We start from the raw sequence: 19,533 nt of genomic DNA, 5'->3' as shown, positions 1-19,533 counted from the left end.
GGTCTCCGCGGTGAGGCCAAGTCTCCCCGGTGTGCTGAAGCGGCGCGGCTGGATGGACGCTACTCCCCCGCCGCCGGCGCCTTCGGCGCGTCGCCGATGCTGTGCAGCCCCTCCGGTGTGGTCCCGTTGACCTCGTAGTCGCCCAGGATCCGGGCCTTGAAGACCGCCGGGTTGTGTGTGGCCACCGTGCGGGCGTTCCGCCAGTGCCGGTCCAGTGCCTTGGCCTTCGAGGTGGCGGAGGCGCCGGTGACGTCGAAGAGCTGCTGGGCTGCCGACTGCACCAGCTCGGGGACCAGCAGCTGCGCCTTCCCCACGGCCGCCTCTCCCCTGCTGTACCGCTCGGCGGGGGCGAGGTCCAGGCCCGGATCGGCGGCGGCGTCGAGCTCGCGGGCGGCGGCCAGGACCACGGACTCCGCGGCGAAGACCTTGGCGGAGAGCTGCCCCACGAGTTGCAGGATCAGCGGGTCGTGCCGGAACAGCTCACCCGAGCCGGTGTTGAAGGTGCGTTTCCGGTCCCGGACCAGTGCCTTCGCATCCGCCAGGGCCGCCCGCCCGATCCCGGCCAGCACCGCCAGCAGGACCAGCTGGAAGAAGGCCGGCTCGTGTGTGGTGGACACCGAGCGCTGGATGATGTGCTCCGCGGGCACGGCGACGTCGCGGAAGATTGTGGTGCCCGTCCCGGTGAGCTGCTGGCCGAACCCGTCCCAGTCGTCGAGAATCTCCACCCCGGGCGCCGTGGTGCTGACGACGGCGTATTGGCGGCCCTCCCGGCCCGCGGTACTGGCCGTGACGGCGATCCACCGGGCGAAGATGGTCCCGGTGGTGTAGAACTTCCGGCCGTTGAGCACCCAGTCCGGTCCGGACGGGGTCAGCGTGGTTCCGGTGGCGCCGAGGACGTTGCCGGACTGCTCGGTGGCCGCATTGCCGAAGATTTCGCCGGCCACCACCCGCGGGTACCAGCGGTCCTGGAAGCCGGGACCCTCCAGGCCCACGGTCTCCACGAACGCGAAGTGCGAGCGGTACAGGTGCGCCACCGAGGAGTCGGCCTCGGCCAGTTCCACCAGCAGCCGGAAGAACGGCTCGAAGCCGATCCCGTCCCCTCCGTGTTCCACGGGGACCCGCAGCCGGCCGAACCCGGCCGCGTTGAGCCAGCGGACCTGCTCGAAGGGCAGGACGCGGTCCCGCTCCCGGTCCAGGGCGCCCTCGGCGATCCGGGCGAAGACCGGTCGGAACCGCCCGGCCAGGGCCTGGTAGCCGTACTCCGTGGTGGCGCCCGCCGCCGTCGTCGTTGTTTCTGTTGAGGTGCTCATCGCGTCTCCTGTTCCCCGGGCCGGCTAGAGTTTCGCCGCGTCGGCGGCCGGGTCCTGGTCCCACGGGGTGGGCAGGATTCCGTTCTGGTAGCCGGCGAACCAGGCCTTGACCTCGGGCGACTGGTAGGCCTCCTTAAGCGCGGCCGCCTTCTCCGTGCCGGCGAACTCGGGCCGGCCGGCAACGACGATCCGGAAGGGGACCTGGTTGGCGTCGGGTTCGAAGGCCAGCGCGTCGGCCCGGGTGTGCTTGGCGTCGGCCGCCATCCGGGCGATCAGGAAGCCGGCGTCGACGTCCGGGAGGGTCTTGGCCAGGGACTGCTGGTCCACCTCCACAAACTGCAGCTTCTTCGGGTTGGCGGTGATGTTCTTCTGCGAGGTGTGGATGACGGTGGCGTCGGAGAGTTCCAGCAGCCCGGCGTCGCGGAGCATGAACAGGGCGCGGCCGTTGTTGGCCGGGTCCACGGGGATGCCGATCTTGGCCCCGTCGGGGAGCTCGCTGAGGGACTTGTACTTGTCCGACCAGATCCCGCCGGGCGCGCTGTAGACGTAGAACAGGCCGACGTTGGAGAGGCCCTTGTCCTGGTTGAACTGCTTGAGGTAGGCGTTGTGCTGGAAGAAATTGGCGTCGAATTCACCGTTCGCCACCGCAAGGTTGGGCTGGATGATGTCCGTGACGTAGGTGGGCTCCAGCGTCCAGCCCTTGGCCTCGAGGAGCTTCTTGGCGATCTTCGTTGGCTCCTGGTACGGCGCGGACTCGGTGACGATGATCTTGATGGTCTTCCCGCCCGAGGCGGCGTTGGCGCCGCCGGGGTTGACCAGGCCGCAGCCGGTGAGGGCCGTCGCGGACGCGGCGCCGGCTCCGGCGAGGGCGAACTTGAGGAAATTTCTGCGGTGCATGGCGGGTGTCCTTTGTCGAGAGGGGGATTAGACGCCGACGGCGGCGGGAGTGTTTTCGGCGGCCGCGGAGAACGCTGTGAAGGCACCGCGGAATGCGGCGGCGGGGTGCCGGCCGTTGAGTCGGGGGCCGTCACCGAAGAGCTTTTCGCGCAGGGTTCCCGGCGCATAGTCGGTCTGGGCGAGGCCGCGGTCCCGCAGTTCGGGCAGCACCCCGGTGATGAAGTCGGTGTAGGACCCCGGGATGGTCTGGTTGATGATGTTGATCCCGTCGATGCCGGCGTCCTGCCATTCTTCGAGCCGGTCAGCGATCTGTTCGGGCGTGCCCACCACCCGGTTGGCCCGGCTGCGGTACAGCGCGATGTCGCGGAGCGTCGGGTTGCCGCCGCGGGTGGAGGCCCGGATGGCCTCCAGGTGTCCCTGGCTGCCCTCGGTCTGGATGTCGCCCAAGGGGGTGTCCAGCGGCAGGCCGCCCAAGTCGACGCCGAATCCGCCGCCGACGTGGGCCAGCAGGGCCTCGATGTCCAGGCTGTCCTCCAGCTCGGCCGCTTTCCGGGCTGCCTCGGCCTCGGTACCGCCTACTACGAAGTGCATGCCCTGGAGGAACTTCACGTCCTCGGGACGACGGCCGGCGGCCACCGCCTGCTCGCGAACGGCGGCCGTGTAGGCGGCCGCGATCGCGGTGCTGGGCGCCAGGGTGAAGGTCGCCTCCGCGTTGGCGGCGCAGAACTGCTGGCCGCGGCCGGAGCTGCCGGCCTGGAAGAGCACCGGGGTGCGCTGCGGCGACGGCGCCACGAGGTGCGGCCCGTCGATGGAGTAGCGGGGCCCGCTGTGGTAGATCTTGCTGACCTTTTCGGGGTCCGCGTGGAGGCCGCCCTCCTTGTCCCGGACCAGGGCGTCGTCCGCCCAGGAGCCCTCCCACAGCTTGTAGGCCGCCTCGACGTATTCGTCCGCCCAGTCGTAGCGCTCGTCATGTTTGGTCAGCTCGGTGGCGTTGAAGTTCCGGTGCGAGTTTTCCAGCACGCTGGTGACGATGTTCCAGCCCACCCGGCCGTTGCTGATGTGGTCCAGGGTGGACATCTGCCGGGCGAACTGGAAGGGGTGGCTCTGGATCACGGAGGAGGTGGCGGCCAGGCCGATCTCCCGGGTGGCGGCGGCCAGGGCCGAGAGCAGGATCAGCGGGTCGTTGGAGGGAACCTGCAGGCCCTTCCTCAGGTGGGAGGCCCAGCCGCCGTCGTAGTCGCCGTAGAGGCCCACGACGTCGGCGAAGAAGATCGCGTCGAATTTCGCGTCCTCCAGCTGCCGGGCCAGGTCGGTCCAGAGCTGCAGTTCGTTGAAGCGGTGCTGCTGGGCCTCGGGGCGGCGCCATTGGCCGCCCATGATGTGGCTGGTGGTGTTCATGACGAACGCGCTGAGGAGCAGGCGGGGGCGGGGTCCGTCGAAGCGGGGGCTGGCTGGTGAAGTCATGGTTCTGCTTTCCGAAGTGGGGCGCCGGGGCCGCGGTCAGAGGCGCTTGTCGAGGCGGCGGGCCAGGCGGGAGCCGCCGAACTGGACGAGGGTGACCAGCAGGATCATCAGGATGATCGCGGTGATCATCAGCGGGGTTTCGTAGCGGTAGTAGCCGTAGCGGATGGCGAAGTCGCCGATCCCGCCGCCACCCACCAAGCCCGCCATCGCCGAGTAGGAGATGAAGCTGACGGTCATGATGGTGATGGAGCTGACCAGTCCCGGCCGGGCCTCCACCAGCAGCACGTCCCGGACGATCTGGGACCGGCTGGCTCCCATCGAACGGGCGGCCTCCACCACCCCGCTGCCGAGCTGGCTGAGGTTCTGCTCCACGAAGCGGGCGAAGTACGGGATGGCGTTGATGGTCAGCGGGACGATCACCGCGGCCGTGCCGATGGTGGTGCCCACGATGAAGCGGGTCACCGGGATGATGGCGATCAGCAGGATCAGGAACGGGAAGGACCGGACCAGGTTGACCAGGCCGTCCAGGACCCGGTGGAGCCGGGGCCGGTGCCGCAGTCCGCCGGGGCCGATCGTGTAGAGCCAGACGCCCAGCGGCGTGCCGATCAGGACGGCGAGCGGTATTGCGACCAGCAGCATGGCCAGGGTCTGGCCCATGGCGGCGCCGATTTCGGGCAGGACCGAGAGGATGCGCTCAAGCATGGATCAGGCCTTTCGGGGCGGGGCCGGCCGGGGCGGCTGCCCGGTGGGGCCGGTTCAGCTCGATGGCGTCGGAGACCAGGTACCGCCCGATCGAGGTGGCGGGGTGGAAGCCGGGGCGTTCGAGCTCGGCCAGGTCGAATTGCTCGACGATCCGGCCGTCCTCCATGACCGCGACGTTGTCCGCGATGGCCTTGATGACGTTCATTTCGTGCGTGACCACCACGATCGTGATGCCGAATTCGGCGTTGACGTCCGCGAGGTACTGCAGCACGGAGGCGGTGGTCCGGGGGTCCACGGCCGACGTCGGTTCGTCGCAGAGCAGGACCTTCGGCTCCGTGGCCAGCGCCCGGGCGATGGCCACCCGCTGCTTCTGGCCGCCGGAGAGCTTCGCGGGGTAGCTGGCGGCCTTGTCCGCGAGGTCCACGATGGCCAGGGCGTCGGCCGCCCGGCGCCGGCGTTCGGCCTTCCCCACCCCGGCGAACTTCAGTGAGAGCTCCACGTTCTCCTGCGCGGTGAGGTTGTTGAGCAGGTTGAAGTGCTGGAAGATCATGCCGATGCCGTGCCGGCTGCTGCGCAGTTCCGGCTCGCTCAGGGCGGTCAGGTCCACGCCGTCGACCAGGACCCGGCCCGAGGTGGGGCGTTCGAGCAGGTTGATGTTGCGCAGCAGCGTGGATTTGCCGGCGCCGGAGAACCCGATGATGCCCTGGATCCGGCCGCGCTCCACGGTGAGGGTGACGTCGTCGACGGCGGTGAACCGGCCGTCCTTCGACCGGAACGAGGTGCTGACGTTCTGGATCTCGATCACAGCGGACCGCCCGCGATCCGGGCCGGCGCTGCCGTCGTTGTGGTGTTCATGATTCCTCCGGGGCTCGCCCGAGGAAAGCCTCGTCCCCCGGCGCCGGGGCAGCACAAAGCGCGGCCTCTCAGGTCCGTGGAACAGTGGTTCTCCATCGGTCCTGGCGGTAGCACCGTCCTCATCGAGGGGGTTGCTGCGGCGTCACGGAGCCAGGTCTCTCAGCCGCTCGGGATGGTTACCCCACGAATCTGGCACACGCCCGGCCGGTGTGAAAGCGGCGCGTCACACGCCGTAAAGCTCCCATCAGTCCCGGTCAGAGGCCCAGGAGCGGCGCTTCTCGTGCCGGGCAGGCGTTCATGACGACGTCCAGCCCGGCGGCCTTGGCCCGTTCCGCCGCGGCCTCGTCGATGACGCCCAGCTGCAGCCAGACGGCGCCGGCGCCGGCGGCAATCGCCTGGTCCACCACGTCGCCGACGCGGCCGGAGTTCACGAAGCAATCCACGACGTCGATGGGCCGTTTCTCCGCCGGGATTTCCCCCAGCGAGCGGTAGCCGGCCTCCCCGTGGACGTCGTCGCCGGGCAGGTTGACCGGGATGATGTCCATGCCCAGGCGGTCGCGGATGAACAGCGACGTGTCGTAGGCCGCACGCCATTGGTTGGTGCTCAGGCCCACGATGGCCCATCGGCCCCTGGTGCGCAGGAGGCGTTCGACGACGGCGGGATCGTTCACGTGGCTCATGCGGCCAGCCTACGTCCGCCGGCAGCGGCCCCGCAGTAGGGAATCCCACCCCGGGCACTGCGCCGAATTTCTGATCGGGCCAGACACCTCACGTCCGCAGGTTTCCGAATATTACGCGCCCATTTGGCGAAAATCCGCCGTTCGGTTTTAGTAGACAATGACCATCCCGAGCGGCCGAGAGACCTGGATCGATGACGCCGCAGCAACCCTGGTCGACGGACCTCCACCCCGGAGCCCGCCGATAACGAGGACGCACGCCGAGGGAAAGGTCCGGACTGACTACCCGGGCCAAAGGCTGCTTCCGTAGGGTGCTACTGCCAGGACCGATGGAGTAACCCTATGACTGCTGTCCTGCACCCGCCCCAGCCCCGGGCCGACGCCCGGCCCGGCTCCGGCACCCCCGCCCTCCCGGTCTCCTTCCGCGGCCTGGGCCGCGCGTTCGGGACCGGCCCCGCCGCGCACACCGTCCTCCGGGACGTCAGCTTCGACGTCGTCCCCGGCGAGGTGCTGGCCATCCTGGGCGCCTCCGGCTGCGGCAAGTCCACCCTGCTCCGGGCCGCCGCCGGGCTCGACGCCGCCACCTCCGGCAGCGTCGCCATCCACGGCGAGCCGGTACGCGGCGTCGACGACCGCTGCGCCTTCGCGTTCCAGGAGCCGCGGCTGCTGCCCTGGCACACGCTCCAGGCGAACATCGCCATCGGGCTGCCCGCCGGCGTCAGCGCCCGCGACGGCAAGGCCAAAGTGGCCCGCCTGCTGGAACTCGTGGGACTGCAGGACTTCGCCAAACACCGCCCCCGGGAGGTCTCCGGCGGCATGGCCCAGCGCGCGTCGCTGGCCCGGGCCCTGGCCCGGAACCCCGGCGTGCTGCTCCTCGACGAGCCCTTCGGCGCCCTCGACGCACTGACCCGGATCAAGATGCAGGACCTGCTCCTGGAGGTCCACCGCGCCGAACCCACCACGGTGCTGCTGGTGACGCACGACGTCGACGAGGCCCTGCAGCTGGCGGACCGCATCATCGTCCTCGGCCGGGAGGACACCGAATCGTCCCCGGCCGGCGCCACGATCGTGCGCACCCTCACCGTTCCCGGCGGACGGCCCCGGGACCGCGCCTCGGCCGACCTGGCCCGCATGCGCACCTCGCTCCTGGCCAGCCTCGGCGTCGACGGCCACTAACGGCCCCGCCCCTGCCGCCCCGGTCACGGCCTGAACGGTCCGTCCACTCCCGGCAGGCAGCGCCGCCGGCATCCCGGCACCGGACCGGCCGAGCCGCCCGCTCCCCGCGCCGGCGGCCACCCGCATCACTCTCCTGTCTCTTTCGCATCGCTCGCACCGCCCGAAAAGGAACTTCCATGGCTCCCACCCGCACCACGTCCCGCCGTTTCGTCCTCACCGCCGTCGCCGCCTCCGCGGCCCTGGCCCTCACCGGGTGCGTCGCCGGGGAAGGTTCCGGCAGCCAGCCCGCAGCCGCCGCGGCCGCCGGCGGCAACGGCGGCGGCACGCTGACCATCGACTTCGCCACCTACAACCCGCTGAGCCTGGTGATCAAGAAGAAGGGCTGGCTGGAGGCCGCCCTCAAGGACCAGGGCGTCACCGTCAAGTGGGTCCAGTCGGCCGGCTCCAACAAGGCCAACGAGGCACTCCGTTCCGGCGCGGTGGACGTCGGCTCCACCGCCGGTTCGGCCGCACTCCTGGCCAAGGCCAACGGCTCCCCGATCAAGACCATCGACATCTTCTCCCAGCCCGAATGGGCAGCCCTGGTCACCAAGCCCGGCTCCGGCATCAGCACGGTGGCGGACCTGAAGGGCAAGTCGGTCGCGGCCACCAAGGGCACGGACCCGTACTTCTTCCTGCTGCAGGCGCTGTCCGAGGCCGGCCTCTCGCCCAAGGACGTCACCGTGCAGAACCTGCAGCACGCGGACGGCCGCACCGCCCTGGAGAACGGATCCGTGGACGCCTGGTCCGGGCTGGACCCGATCATGGCCGGCGCCGAGCAGAAGGGCGCCAAGCTCTTCTACCGGAACCTCTCGTTCAACACCTACGGCTTCCTCAACGCCACCGAGTCCTTCCTCAAGGACCGGCCGCAGCAGGCGCAGACCGTGGTGAACGCCTACGAGAAGGCCCGCGCCTGGGCGGCCGCGAACCCGGACGAGACCGCGCAGATCCTGGCCGAGGCCGCCGGCCTGGACCTGGCCGTGGCGAAGACGGTGGTCCTGCAGCGCAGCAACCTCAACGTCAATCCCGCGCCGGGCGAGGCCCAGCGCACGGTCCTCGCGAAGATCGGCCCCACCTTCGTGGAGACCGGGGACGTGGCGAGCCAGAAGCAGATCGACGACGCCGTCGGCTCGCTTCTCGATGACTCGCTGGTGAAGAAGGCGGACGCCTCCGCCATCAAGGACTCCTGATGGCCGTCCCCGGAGATTCCCCCTTCACCGGCACCACCGTTGCGGACGGGCGCGCTGCAGCCGCCCCCGCAGCTCCGGCAGACGCCGCCCGGCCGGCCTCCCCCGTCACGGGAGGACACGGCACCCCGGCGAACGGATGGTCCCCCGCCGGGTTCCTGGCCCGCGGCTGGGCGCGTCTGCTCCTTGGACTGCTGGTCCCCGCGGCGGTGCTGGCGGCCTGGCAGCTGTCCACCGCCGCGGGACTCTTTAGCGTGGTCCAGCTCCCGCCGCCGGCCATGGTGCTCGACGCCGGCCTCGACCTGCTCCGCCGCGGGCAGCTGGGCCTGCACGTGGCCATCTCCACCCAGCGGGTGCTGATCGGCTTCGCCGTCGGCGCCGCCCTGGGCCTGCTGCTCGGCTCCCTGGTGGGGCTCTCCCGCGTGGCGGACGCGCTACTGGGCCCCACCATCGGCGCGCTGCGGGCCGTCCCGTCCCTGGCCTGGGTGCCGCTGCTGATCCTCTGGATGAAGATCGGCGAGGACTCCAAGGTCACCCTGATCATGATCGGCGCGTTCTTCCCCGTCTTCACCACCGTTTCGCTGGCCCTGCGCCACGTGGACCGGAACCTGGTGGAGGCCGCCCGCGCCTTCGGGCTCAAGGGGGTCAAGCTGCTGACCACGGTGCAGTTGCCCGCCGTCGTGCCCGCCGTGTTCTCCGGGCTGCGGCTGGCCCTGGCCCAGGCGTGGCTGTTCCTCGTGGCGGCCGAGCTCATCGCCTCCTCGATGGGCCTGGGCTTCCTGCTGACCGACTCGCAGAACAACGGCCGCACAGACCGGCTGCTGCTGGCCATCGTGCTGCTGGCCGTGATCGGCAAGATCACCGACGCGCTGCTGGGCCTGGCGGAGAAATGGGCGGTGAACCGGTGGGCGTAACGGCAGCAGAGACCACGGCACAAACCCCGGACCCCCAGACCCTGGGCCAAGGCGCCGTGGCACCACAGACACAGGCTCCGTTGACCGAGGCCGAACGCATCGCATTCTGGGAACAGGCCGCGCTGCGCCTGGACTGGGAACCCGCCGGGTCCGCCGGTGCGGGGCTGCCCTGGCACACCACGCACCGCCGCGTCCCCGCGGACCCGGCGGCCGGAACCGGTCCGCAGATCAGCTGGTTCGAGGGCGGGAAGCTCAACGTCGCCTACAACTGCGTCGACCGCCATGTAGCGGCGGGACGCGGTGACACCGTGGCGCTGTACTTCGAAGGCGAACCGGGCGACCGGCGCACCCTCACCTACGCGGACCTGCAACGCGAGGTATCCCGGGCCGCGAACGCCCTGCTGGACCTCGGCATCACCAAGGGCGACCGCGTGGTCATCTACCTCCCGGTGATCCCCGAAACGGTCATCATCACCCTGGCCGTGGCCCGCATCGGCGCCATCCACTCCCTGGTGTTCGGCGGGTTCTCCGCCGACGCGCTGAAGTTCCGGGTGGAGGACACCGGCGCGAAGCTGCTGGTCACCACGGACGGGCAGTTCCGCCGCGGCGCCGCGGTGCCGGTGAAGGCCAATGCAGACGCCGCCGTCGCCGGGGACAACGCCGTCGAACACGTCCTGGTGGTCAACCGGACCACCGCGCCGGAGGACCTTGGCACCGTCCCGATGGTCCCGGGCCGGGACGTGTGGTGGCACGACGCCGTCGGGCGCGCCTCCGACGTCCACGTCGCCGAGGCGTTCGACGCCGAGACGCCGCTGTTCATCATGTACACCTCCGGCACCACCGGAAAGCCCAAGGGCCTGGTCCACACCTCCGGCGGCTACCTGACCCAGGCGTCATGGAGCTTCGAGCACCTCTTCAGCAACCCGGACCCGGCGCTCCGGGACCGGGACGTCCACTGGTGCACCGCGGACCTGGCCTGGGTCACCGCGCACACCTACGAGCTGTACGGCCCGCTCTCCAACGGCGCCACCCAGGTGATCTTCGAGGGCACACCGAACACCCCGCACCCGGGCCGGCACTTCGAGATCATCGAACGCTACGGCGTCACGCAGTACTACACCGCCCCCACTCTGGTGCGCTCGCTGATGGGCTGGTTCCCGGACGGCGTGCCCGACGCATACGACTTGTCCTCCATCCGGCTGCTCGGAACCGTGGGCGAGGCCGTGAATCCGGAGGCCTGGCGCTGGTTCCGGGACAACGTCGGAGCCGGCACCGCGCCGGTCGTGGATACCTGGTGGCAGTCTGAGACCGGTGCCACCATCCTCTCCCCCGCCCCGACCGACACCGCATTCAAGCCCGGTTGCGCCGCCCGGCCGCTGCCCGGCGTCGGCGCCCGGATCGTGGACGGGGCCGGGGCCCCGGTACCGCCCGGGGTGCAGGGCTTCATCGTGGTGGACGCCCCCGGCCCGGCAATCGCCCGCACCGTCTGGGGCAACCCGCGGCGCTACTACGACTCGTACTGGCGCCAGTACTCGGAACAGGGCTGGTTCCTCGCCGGCGACGGCGCCAAATACGACGACGACGGCGACATCTGGATCCTGGGCAGGGTGGATGACACCCTCAATGTCTCCGGGCACCTGCTTTCCACCATCGAGATCGAATCGGCACTGGTCTCGCACCCGGACGTGGTGGAGGCCGGCGTCTGCCCGGTCCCCGACCCCAAAACCGGCCACGCGGTGGTCGCGTTCGTCGTCCCCAAGGGCGGCGACGCCGGCCGGGCCCCGTCCACCGAGGAACTGCGCAACCACGTCGCGAAGGCGATTGGGCCGATCGCGAAGCCGCGCGACGTCGTCGTGGTCCCGGACGTGCCGAAGACTCGCAGCGGCAAGATCATGCGGCGGCTGCTGACCCAGCTGTTCGAGGGCACCGAACTCGGCGACACCACGTCGTTGCAGAACGAACCCTCTATCGCCGGCATCCAGCAGGCCCTCCGCGAACGCAGCACAGAACCCTCCCGGAAGTAAGGAACACCATGACCGAGCACAGCACCGTCGCCCGTCTCTCCGAACCGCTCAAGTTCGCCTACTGGGTCCCCAACGTCTCCGGTGGCCTGGTGGTCTCCACCATCGAACAGCGCACCGGCTGGGACTTCGACTACAACAAGAAGCTTGCCCGCATCGCCGAGGATTCCGGTTTCGAGTACGCCCTGACCCAGACCCGCTACGCCGCCTCCTACGGCGCGGACAAGCAGCACGAGGCCACCTCGTTCAGCCTGGGCCTGCTGGCCGCCACCGAGCGGCTGAAGGTGATCGCCGCCGTCCACCCCGGCATGTGGCACCCGGGCGTGCTGGCGAAGTACCTGATCACCGCGGACCACATCTCCAACGGCCGCGCCGCCGTGAACATCGTCTCCGGCTGGCTCAAGGCCGAGTTCGAAAACTTCGGCCTCGAGTGGCTGGAGCACGACGAGCGCTACGTCCGCACCGAGGAGTTCATCCGGGTGCTCCGCGGCCTGCTGACCGAGAAGAACTTCAGCCAGGCCGGCAAGTACTACAACATCACCGACTTCACCCTGCAGCCCGCCCCCGTGGACGTCCCCGGCCGCGCGCACCCGGAAATCTTCTTCGGCGGCAACTCCACCGCGGCACAGGCCACGGCCGGCCGCGTGGCGGACTGGTACTTCTCCAACGGCAAGGACCTGGAAGGCTTCAAGGAGAACATCGCCGGCGTCGTCGCCGCGGCCGGCGAAGCCAGGCGCGGGACCGACGGCGCCCTCGATTTCCCGAAGTTCGGACTGAACGGCTTCGTGATCGCCCGGGATTCCGAAAAGGAGGCCCGCGAGACCCTCCGCGAGATCGTCGCCAAGGCGCACAAGCCCGCCGTCGAGGGTTTCCGCGACGCCGTTCAGGAGGCCGGGGCGTCCACCAGGGACGGCAAGGGCATGTGGGCGGACTCCAGCTTCGAGGACCTGATCCAGTACAACGACGGCTTCAAGACCCAGCTGATCGGCACCCCCGAACAGATCGCGGAACGGATCGTTGAATACAAGAAGATCGGAGTGAACCTGCTCCTGACCTGCTACCTGCACTTCCAGGAGGAGGTGGCCGCGTTCGGCAAGGACATCCTGCCGATCGTGCGCGAGCTCGAGGCCGACCTGGCCCGCAAGCACGGCACCGAACTTTCCACCCCTGCCACCAAGATTGAGGTGAACGCGTAATGGCCGACCGTACCTTCGGGTTCCGCACCCGCGCCCTGCACGCCGGCGGCACCCCCGACGCCGAACACGGCGCCCGGGCCGTGCCGATTTACCAGACCACGTCATTTGTCTTCAAGGACACCCAGGACGCGGCCAACCTCTTCGCGCTACAGAAGTACGGCAACATCTACTCCCGGATCGGCAACCCCACGGTGGCCGCGTTCGAGGAGCGCGTCGCCTCCCTGGAGGGCGGCATCGGCGCCGTCGCCACGTCCTCGGGCATGGCCGCGGAGTTCGTCACCTTCGCCGCGCTCACCCAGGCCGGGGACCACCTCGTGGCCTCCTCCCAGCTCTACGGCGGCACCGTGACCCAGCTGGACGTCACGCTCCGCCGCTTCGGCGTGGACACCATCTTCGTCCCCGGCACGGACCCGGCGGACTACGCCGCGGCCATCAGGGAGAACACCAAGGCGATCTTCGTCGAGGTCGTTGCCAACCCCTCCTCCGAGGTCCAGGACCTGGCCGGGCTGGCGAAGGTGGCGCACGACGCCGGCATTCCGCTCGTCGTCGACGCCACCCTGAGCACCCCGTACCTGGTGCGGCCGATCGAGCACGGCGCGGACATCGTGATCCACTCCGCCACCAAGTTCCTCGGCGGCCACGGCACCACCCTGGGCGGCGTCGTCGTCGAAAGCGGCCGCTTCAACTGGGGCAACGGCAAGTTCCCCACCATGACCGAGCCGGTGGCCTCCTACGGCAACGTCTCCTGGTGGGGGAACTTCGGCGAATACGGGTTCCTCACCAAGCTGCGCTGCGAGCAGCTGCGGGACATCGGCCCGGCCCTGTCACCGCAGTCCGCGTTCCAGCTGCTGCAGGGCATCGAGACGCTGCCGCAGCGGCTGGACGAGCACCTGAAGAACGCCCAGGCCGTGGCCGAATGGCTCGAAGCCGACGAGCGGGTGGCGTACGTGAACTACTCCGGCCTGCCCTCGCACCCGCACTTCGAACGGGCGCGGAAGTACCTGCCGCTGGGCCCGGGGTCCGTGTTCTCGTTCGGAGTCAAGGGCGGCCGCGCCGCGGGGCAGAAGTTCATCGAGGCCCTGCAGCTGGCCTCGCACTTGGCCAACGTGGGCGACTCCCGGACCCTGGTGATTCACCCGGGCTCCACCACCCACCAGCAGCTCAGCCCGGAGCAGCTCGAATCCGCGGGCGTGCCCGAGGACCTGGTCCGCATCTCGGTGGGCCTGGAAGACATCGAGGACATCCTCTGGGACTTGGACCAGGCCCTGGCCGCGGCCTCGAAAGTGCCGGCCGCCGGCGTATCCGCGGAACCGGAAGAACTGCCCGCCGAGGCCTGCACGATTGGAGCGAACTGATGACTGACGCAACCCGCACCTGGACCGGACCGTCCGCGCCGGAGCGGCTGAACCTGCTCCGGCAGGCGAAGTCCATCGCGATTGTGGGCGCCTCGGACAAGCCGTCCCGGGCCAGCTACTTCGTGGCGACGTACCTGCTGTCCTCCACCCGGTACAAGGTCTACTTCGTGAATCCGGTGGTCAAGGAAATCCTGGGCCAGCCGAGCTACGCGTCGCTGGCGGACCTGCCGGAGAGCCCGGACATTGTGGATGTGTTTCGCAAGCACGATGACCTGCCGGGCGTGCTGGACGAGGCGATCGCCGCCGGCGCCAAGACGCTCTGGCTGCAGCTGGGGTCCTGGCATGAGGACGTGGCCAAGGAGGCCGAGGCGGCCGGGCTGAACGTGGTGATGGACCGGTGCGTGAAGATCGAGCACGCCCGTTTCCACGGCGGCCTGCACCTGGCCGGCTTCGACACCGGCGTCATCTCCTCGAAGCGGCAGGTCCTGGCCTAAGCCGGGATCAGCGCTGCCCCGTCCCGTCCGGAACCTCGGGGATGGCCGGGACGGTGGGCAGCGGGCTGACCGGGATGCCCCGGCCATCAGCGCCGGGGATCACCGGGGTGACCGGCCGCTGCGGCGGGGTCGGCAGGACGCCGGTCCGGCCGACGTCGCGGCCCAAACCCGGCTGCGTGGCCGAAGTGCTGGGCCGGACCGGTTCGGGGACCGCGCCCGGAGCCGTTGCCTGCAGGGTCGGTGCCGTGACCGTGCCGGCCGGCGCGGGGGCCGGTGCCGGAAGCGCCGGCAGATCCGACGGCGACGGGCGGACCGACGACGGAGCGGGGGCCGGGGCGTTGCCGGCGGGCTGGAAAATACTGCCCACGGTGTGGCCGACGCTGTCGCGGAAGTCCTGGCTGGCGGCGGCCACGGCACCCGCACCGAGGGTCATGGCACCGACGACGGCGCCGCCCACCAAAGCCATCCGGCGCCGGTTTCCCCGGCTGCGGCGGTGTGCCGCCAGGCTGGCAACGCCCGCGGGGAGCGGGGGCTCCTCGACGGAGGAGGCGGATTCTTCGGAAGAGGCGGCTGCTGCGGGGGCGCCGGCGGCGAGCAGGGCCGCGAGGTCGGCCCGCGGGGCGGGGGCCTGGTCCGGGACCAGGGCCTGGAGGTTTTCCAGGGCGCCGCGGAGTTCGGCGGCAGATTCCAGGCCGGCATCACGGAGCACCGCCTGGATGCTGCCATCCTGCTGGGGTTTGCGGGTGCCGGTCATGATGCTGCGTGGTCCTTTTCTGTTACCAGTTCGCGCAGGGCACTGAGCCCGCGCCGCTGAAGCTGTTTGATGGCACCGGGGCTCTTGCCCATGATGCTGGCCACCTCGTCGATGGCGAGGTCCGCGACGATCCGCAGGACCAGGACTTCCCGTTGCTCCTCGTTGAGCAGGGAGAGTGTGTGGGTCAGGCCCCCGAGCGATCCGAGTGCCTCGTCCTCCGCGGAGACCGTGTGCCGGTCATCCGTGAGGGGGTCGTAAGGGGTGTGGTGCGGGGCCCGTTCCGAGCGGCGGTAGTGGTCCACCAGGCGGGCGTGGGCCACGGAGAAGATAAAGGTCCGCAGCCCCTTGTGGCCGCCGGTGACGCCGCCGAGCCGGGGCAGGATGTCCACGAACACGTCCTGGGTGAGGGCCTCGGCATCGTCGACGCCCTTGGCCCGGAAGTAGCCCAGCACTGCCGGGGACATCACGGTGTAAACGGCGCTGAATCCTGACGGGTCGCCAGCCAAGGCGGCTGACAGTTCGTCATCGCTCAGCTGGTCTGCCAAGAGGCTTTCCTTCCGTTTACTGCTGTGGGGTGCGGCCCCCAAGATCTTAGCGGCCGCACCCCGTCACCTCCGAAAGGAGATGGGCAGTGCTTACTTCTTCACCTGCGGGACATCCACCGACGGGACGGCCGGGACGGCCGGGGTAGCCGGGAGGTCCTTGGCACCCGGGACGGCCGGGGTGGCCACGGTGACGCCGGCGTGGGCCTGGGCCTCTGCGGCGCCCTTGGCGTTGGCGGCGCCGTCGACGGTCACGCCGTCCTTGTCGGCGGAGACGGAGCCCTCGGCGGACTCGTCGGCACCCTTGACGGAGGCGTCGCCCTTGGCGGCACCGTCAACGGCGGGGGCGGACGGCACAGCCGGAACGGCCGGGGTAGCCGGAACGGCGGGCAGCGACGGGGTCGCCGGAACGGCCGGGGTGGCGGGCGTAGCGTTGCTCACTTCAGCCTGCTGGGTGTTCGAGACCTGGGCCGCGTTGGCCAGGCCGATTCCGGAGAAGCCTCCGACCGCGAGAATGGCGGCGCCGACAGCAATCTTGGTGGTCTTGCTAACACTCTTCATGAAAATTACATCCTTTGGTTGTGGAGGGCCGGCGGCGCCCGATGGGGGCGGGCGCCCGCCGGCTCTTACAGTTGGGATCCCGTCGGCACCTGATGGGGGCAGGTGCCCGTCGGATCCTTCCGGCGAAGCCCGCGGCGCCCGATGGGGGCGGGTGCCGTGCGGTAGCTTCGCGGCCGCGCCGCGGAACGTGGTTGGGGTCCAGGTCCCATGCGGCGCTTACATAGGGGTAATCGCCGGGAGGGCCGAAAAGGTTACGCGGATCCGGAAAATTCTTTTGTTTCTTTTTCCCAGGACCGTTCCGCCGCGGATTTCCGGGGTTTTTCTGGAGTTTTCCGGGGTTGCCCCGGGGTTAAACGGCGACGGCGGCGCCCCACCGTTCCGGGTGGGACGCCGCCGTCGGGCGCTCGAAGGGCGTTAGCCCTTAATCAGGTCAGTCGTTGATCAGATCGTTGACCACGATCGTCTGGTCGCGGTCCGGGCCGACGCCGATCGCGGAGAACCGGGTGCCGGAGAGCTTCTCGAGCGCCAGCACGTAGTTGCGGGCGTTCTCCGGCAGGTCGTCCAGGGTGCGGGCGCCGGTGATGTCCTCGGTCCAGCCGGCGAAGTACTCGAAGATCGGCTTCGCGTGGTGGAACTCGGTCTGGGTCATCGGCATCTCATCGTGCCGGACGCCGTCGACGTCGTAGGCCACGCAGACCGGGATCTGCTCGATGCCGGTGAGCACATCCAGCTTGGTGACGAAGTAGTCGGTGAAGCCGTTGACGCGGGAGGCGTGCCGGGCCAGCACGGCGTCGTACCAGCCGCAGCGGCGCGGGCGGCCGGTGTTGACGCCGAACTCACCGCCGGTCTTCTGCAGGTAGACGCCCATCTCGTCGAACAGCTCGGTGGGGAACGGTCCGGCGCCGACGCGCGTGGTGTACGCCTTGATGATGCCGATCGAGCGGGAAATCCGGGTGGGGCCGATGCCCGAGCCCACGGACGCGCCTCCGGCGGTCGGGTTGGAGGAGGTCACGAACGGGTAGGTGCCGTGGTCGACGTCGAGGAACGTGGCCTGGCCGCCCTCCATGAGGACCACCTTGCCCTCGTCCAGCGCCGTGTTCAGCAGGAAGGTGCTGTCCACGACCAAGGGGCGGAGGCGCTCGGCGAAGGAGAGGAAGTAGTCCACGATCTCGTCCACCTCGATGTCGCGGCGGTTGTAGACCTTGACCAGCAGTTCGTTCTTCTGCCGCAGCGAGCCCTCGACCTTCTGGCGCAGGATGGACTCGTCGAAGACGTCCTGGACGCGGATGCCGAGGCGGGCCACCTTGTCCATATAGGCCGGGCCGATGCCGCGGCCGGTGGTGCCGATGGCGCGGCTGCCGAGGAACCGCTCGGTGACCTTGTCCAGCACCTGGTGGTAGGGCGCCACGAGGTGGGCGTTGGCGGAGACACGCAGCCGGGACGTGTCCGCCCCGCGGGCCTCGAGCCCGTCGATCTCCTGGAACAGGGCCTCGAGGTTCACCACGCAGCCATTGCCGATCACCGGGATGGCGTTGGGGCTGAGGATGCCGGCAGGAAGGAGCTTCAGCTCGTACTTCTCACCGCCTACGACGACGGTATGGCCGGCGTTGTTGCCGCCGTTGGGCTTGACGACGTAGTCGACGCGGCCGCCGAGAAGGTCGGTGGCTTTACCTTTGCCCTCGTCGCCCCACTGGGCTCCGACGATCACGATTGCTGGCATGGGATCCTCCCCCATTCGTTCGGGCCGTGCTTCGGTCCACCAGGTGGTTCCGCAGTCCGGCACCGTTCATGAGAATGCCCCGACTCTACCGCTGCGGGCAGTCAGGGGCTCTTACCACCCAAGTTTAGCCGACGACGGAGCCGGGGGCGCGTTTTCGGCCGCCACCACGGGCCCGTGACACATTATGGGCATGACTTGCGGGCGGAGCACGGGTGGAATGTAGTGGGAGTGACCATCCCGAGCGGCCGAGGGACCTGGACCGTTGACGCCGCAGCAACCCCGCCGGACCCGGACCGCCCCCAGGGCGGCTGCCGCGGCCGGCCACGGTGCTACCGCCAGGACCGATGGAAAGGAAACCGAGCCATGACCCCTACCTCCGCCCAGAACACCGACCACATCCGCGTCACCCACGCCGGGTCCTTGCCCCGCACCCCGGAGCTGATCGCCGCGAACGAGGCCAAGGAAAAGGACGGGATTACCCCCGAGTTCCTCGACCTGCTGGAAACCTCGGTCAAGGACGTGGTGCAGCGCCAGAGCGATCTGGGCATCGACATCGCCAACGACGGTGAATACGGCCACACTATGTCCAGTTCCGTGGACTACGGCGCCTGGTGGAACTACTCCTTCTCGCGCCTCGGCGGCCTGGAACCGACCAATGTGGACCGCTGGGCCGACGCCCAGGTGCACCGCTCCTCACCGGGCCACATCGTCCTGACGTCTTTCCCGGACCGCCGGGACCGGCAGAAGTTCAACGAGGCCTACAACGACCCGTCCTCAGGCATCCTCTCGCACCGCAAGTCGGTCACCCAGCCCAAGATTGCCGGTCCACTGACCTACACGGGCCAGGACCTGGTGGCCTCCGACGTCGCCAACCTCAAGACCGGCCTCGCCGCGGCAGGCCTGACGGAGGGCTTCGTCGCCTCCCTCTCCCCCGGGTCCTGCGCCCGGGTGGCCAACGAGTACTACCAGAGCGACGAGGAACTGCTCTACGCCTGCGCGGACGCCATGCGCGAGGAGTACAAGGCCATCATCGACGCCGGCCTGACCGTCCAGCTGGACGACCCGTCGCTGGCCGAGAGCTGGGACCAGATCAACCCCGAGCCCAGCCTGGAGGACTACCTGAAGTTCATCCAGCTCCGGGTGGAGGCCACCAACTGGGCGCTCCGGGACCTCCCGCAGGAGCAGGTCCGGCTGCACGTCTGCTGGGGTTCCTGGCACGGCCCGCACACCACGGACATCCCGTTCCAGGACATCATCGGCTCGGTGCTGCAGGTCAACGCCGGCGCGTACTCCTTCGAGGCTGCCAATGTCCGGCACGAGCACGAGTGGCGGGTCTGGGAGGACACCAAGCTTCCCGAGGGCAAGTCGATCATCCCCGGCGTCGTCTCGCACGCCACCAACGTCGTCGAGCACCCGGACCTGGTGGCGGACCGGATCGTGCGGTTCGCCGAACTGGTGGGCCGGGAGAACGTCATCGCCTCCACGGACTGTGGCCTCGGCGGCCGCGTCCACCCGCAGATTGCCTTCGCCAAGCTTGAGGCGCTGGGCGAGGGAGCACGGCGGGCCACCAAGCGACTTTGGTGACCGGCGGCCGGCCGGCGGGATCTTGGTAGACTGGTAACGGCCGGACAGGTTTTCGGCCCACACCACATTTCCACACCACACCGGC

18 protein-coding genes and 1 riboswitch are annotated in these 19,533 nt (G+C 69.6%); of the genes, 8 read left to right on the top strand and 10 right to left on the bottom strand.

Features of this window, described 5'->3' with window-relative positions:
• Nucleotides 1-59: 59 nt before the first annotated feature.
• The 6 genes from ACFVY3_RS10675 to ACFVY3_RS10650 all read right to left on the bottom strand — a co-directional run bounded on the left by ACFVY3_RS10675 (nt 60) and on the right by ACFVY3_RS10650 (nt 5,908).
• Nucleotides 60-1,310 carry an acyl-CoA dehydrogenase family protein gene (locus ACFVY3_RS10675; protein WP_400159687.1) on the bottom strand — a complete coding sequence of 417 codons (1,251 nt, stop codon included), beginning with the start codon at nt 1,308-1,310 and terminating at the stop codon, nt 60-62.
• A 24-nt stretch (nt 1,311-1,334) separates the two neighbouring features.
• Nucleotides 1,335-2,207: a MetQ/NlpA family ABC transporter substrate-binding protein gene (locus ACFVY3_RS10670; RefSeq protein ID WP_364136384.1), complete on the bottom strand. Its 873-nt coding sequence runs from the start codon at nt 2,205-2,207 to the stop codon at nt 1,335-1,337.
• 27 nt (nt 2,208-2,234) lie between these two features.
• Nucleotides 2,235-3,671, bottom strand: coding sequence for an NtaA/DmoA family FMN-dependent monooxygenase (locus ACFVY3_RS10665; RefSeq protein ID WP_400159686.1), 1,437 nt, complete (start codon nt 3,669-3,671; stop codon nt 2,235-2,237).
• 36 nt (nt 3,672-3,707) lie between these two features.
• Nucleotides 3,708-4,373, bottom strand: coding sequence for a methionine ABC transporter permease (locus tag ACFVY3_RS10660; protein ID WP_377972671.1), 666 nt, complete (start codon nt 4,371-4,373; stop codon nt 3,708-3,710).
• A complete protein-coding gene (locus ACFVY3_RS10655) occupies nt 4,366-5,178 on the bottom strand; it encodes a methionine ABC transporter ATP-binding protein (protein WP_377972669.1) in 813 nt (270 codons plus the stop codon). Before ACFVY3_RS10655 ends, ACFVY3_RS10660 begins: the two co-directional genes overlap by 8 nt.
• A 139-nt stretch (nt 5,179-5,317) precedes the next feature.
• A riboswitch (SAM riboswitch) is annotated at nt 5,318-5,407 on the bottom strand.
• A 75-nt stretch (nt 5,408-5,482) separates the two neighbouring features.
• Complete coding sequence (locus ACFVY3_RS10650; protein ID WP_400159685.1) at nt 5,483-5,908, bottom strand: CoA-binding protein; 426 nt, start codon at nt 5,906-5,908, stop codon at nt 5,483-5,485.
• Nucleotides 5,909-6,247: 339 nt separating this feature from the next.
• Between ACFVY3_RS10650 and ACFVY3_RS10645 the strand changes: the two genes are divergently transcribed.
• The 7 genes from ACFVY3_RS10645 (at nt 6,248) to ACFVY3_RS10615 (ending at nt 14,287) form a co-directional block, all read left to right on the top strand.
• Nucleotides 6,248-7,081 (top strand): ABC transporter ATP-binding protein, encoded by an 834-nt coding sequence (locus ACFVY3_RS10645; protein WP_400159684.1) that lies wholly within the window; start codon nt 6,248-6,250, stop codon nt 7,079-7,081.
• A gap of 176 nt (nt 7,082-7,257) precedes the next feature.
• Nucleotides 7,258-8,310, top strand: coding sequence for an aliphatic sulfonate ABC transporter substrate-binding protein (locus tag ACFVY3_RS10640; RefSeq protein ID WP_364136372.1), 1,053 nt, complete (start codon nt 7,258-7,260; stop codon nt 8,308-8,310).
• Nucleotides 8,310-9,221 carry an ABC transporter permease gene (locus ACFVY3_RS10635; protein WP_400159683.1) on the top strand — a complete coding sequence of 304 codons (912 nt, stop codon included), beginning with the start codon at nt 8,310-8,312 and terminating at the stop codon, nt 9,219-9,221. The genes ACFVY3_RS10640 and ACFVY3_RS10635 overlap by 1 nt, the downstream gene beginning before the upstream one ends.
• Nucleotides 9,197-11,245, top strand: a complete 2,049-nt coding sequence (gene acs / locus ACFVY3_RS10630; RefSeq protein ID WP_400159682.1) for an acetate--CoA ligase — start codon at nt 9,197-9,199, stop codon at nt 11,243-11,245. Before ACFVY3_RS10635 ends, acs begins: the two co-directional genes overlap by 25 nt.
• Before the next feature lie 8 nt (nt 11,246-11,253).
• Nucleotides 11,254-12,438, top strand: a complete 1,185-nt coding sequence (sfnG, locus tag ACFVY3_RS10625) for a dimethylsulfone monooxygenase SfnG (protein ID WP_400159681.1) — start codon at nt 11,254-11,256, stop codon at nt 12,436-12,438.
• Nucleotides 12,438-13,793: an O-acetylhomoserine aminocarboxypropyltransferase/cysteine synthase family protein gene (locus ACFVY3_RS10620; RefSeq protein WP_400159680.1), complete on the top strand. Its 1,356-nt coding sequence runs from the start codon at nt 12,438-12,440 to the stop codon at nt 13,791-13,793. Before sfnG ends, ACFVY3_RS10620 begins: the two co-directional genes overlap by 1 nt.
• The gene (locus tag ACFVY3_RS10615) at nt 13,793-14,287 is read left to right on the top strand and encodes a CoA-binding protein (protein WP_377972658.1); all 495 of its coding nucleotides are present in this window, start codon (nt 13,793-13,795) and stop codon (nt 14,285-14,287) included. The genes ACFVY3_RS10620 and ACFVY3_RS10615 overlap by 1 nt, the downstream gene beginning before the upstream one ends.
• 7 nt (nt 14,288-14,294) lie before the next feature.
• Here ACFVY3_RS10615 and ACFVY3_RS10610 read toward each other — a convergent pair whose 3' ends face one another.
• The 4 genes from ACFVY3_RS10610 to ACFVY3_RS10595 form a co-directional block, all read right to left on the bottom strand.
• Nucleotides 14,295-15,041 (bottom strand): hypothetical protein, encoded by a 747-nt coding sequence (locus ACFVY3_RS10610; protein WP_400159679.1) that lies wholly within the window; start codon nt 15,039-15,041, stop codon nt 14,295-14,297.
• Nucleotides 15,038-15,586 carry an RNA polymerase sigma factor gene (locus ACFVY3_RS10605; RefSeq protein ID WP_364136362.1) on the bottom strand — a complete coding sequence of 183 codons (549 nt, stop codon included), beginning with the start codon at nt 15,584-15,586 and terminating at the stop codon, nt 15,038-15,040. Before ACFVY3_RS10605 ends, ACFVY3_RS10610 begins: the two co-directional genes overlap by 4 nt.
• 90 nt (nt 15,587-15,676) lie before the next feature.
• Complete coding sequence (locus ACFVY3_RS10600; protein ID WP_364136360.1) at nt 15,677-16,144, bottom strand: hypothetical protein; 468 nt, start codon at nt 16,142-16,144, stop codon at nt 15,677-15,679.
• Nucleotides 16,145-16,574: 430 nt separating this feature from the next.
• Entirely contained in the window at nt 16,575-17,864 is a 1,290-nt protein-coding gene (locus ACFVY3_RS10595; protein WP_377972656.1) for an adenylosuccinate synthase, read from the bottom strand.
• Nucleotides 17,865-18,227: 363 nt separating this feature from the next.
• Here ACFVY3_RS10595 and ACFVY3_RS10590 point away from each other — a divergent pair, with 363 nt between their 5' ends.
• Nucleotides 18,228-19,448 (top strand): cobalamin-independent methionine synthase II family protein, encoded by a 1,221-nt coding sequence (locus ACFVY3_RS10590; protein ID WP_400159678.1) that lies wholly within the window; start codon nt 18,228-18,230, stop codon nt 19,446-19,448.
• Nucleotides 19,449-19,533: the final 85 nt, after the last annotated feature.

The sequence above is a fragment of the Arthrobacter sp. BPSS-3 genome (genome assembly GCF_044628475.1).
GTDB lineage: Bacteria > Actinomycetota > Actinomycetes > Actinomycetales > Micrococcaceae > Arthrobacter.
Note: the sequence above shows the minus strand (reverse complement) of the source record. Positions and strands in the feature narration are given on the sequence as shown.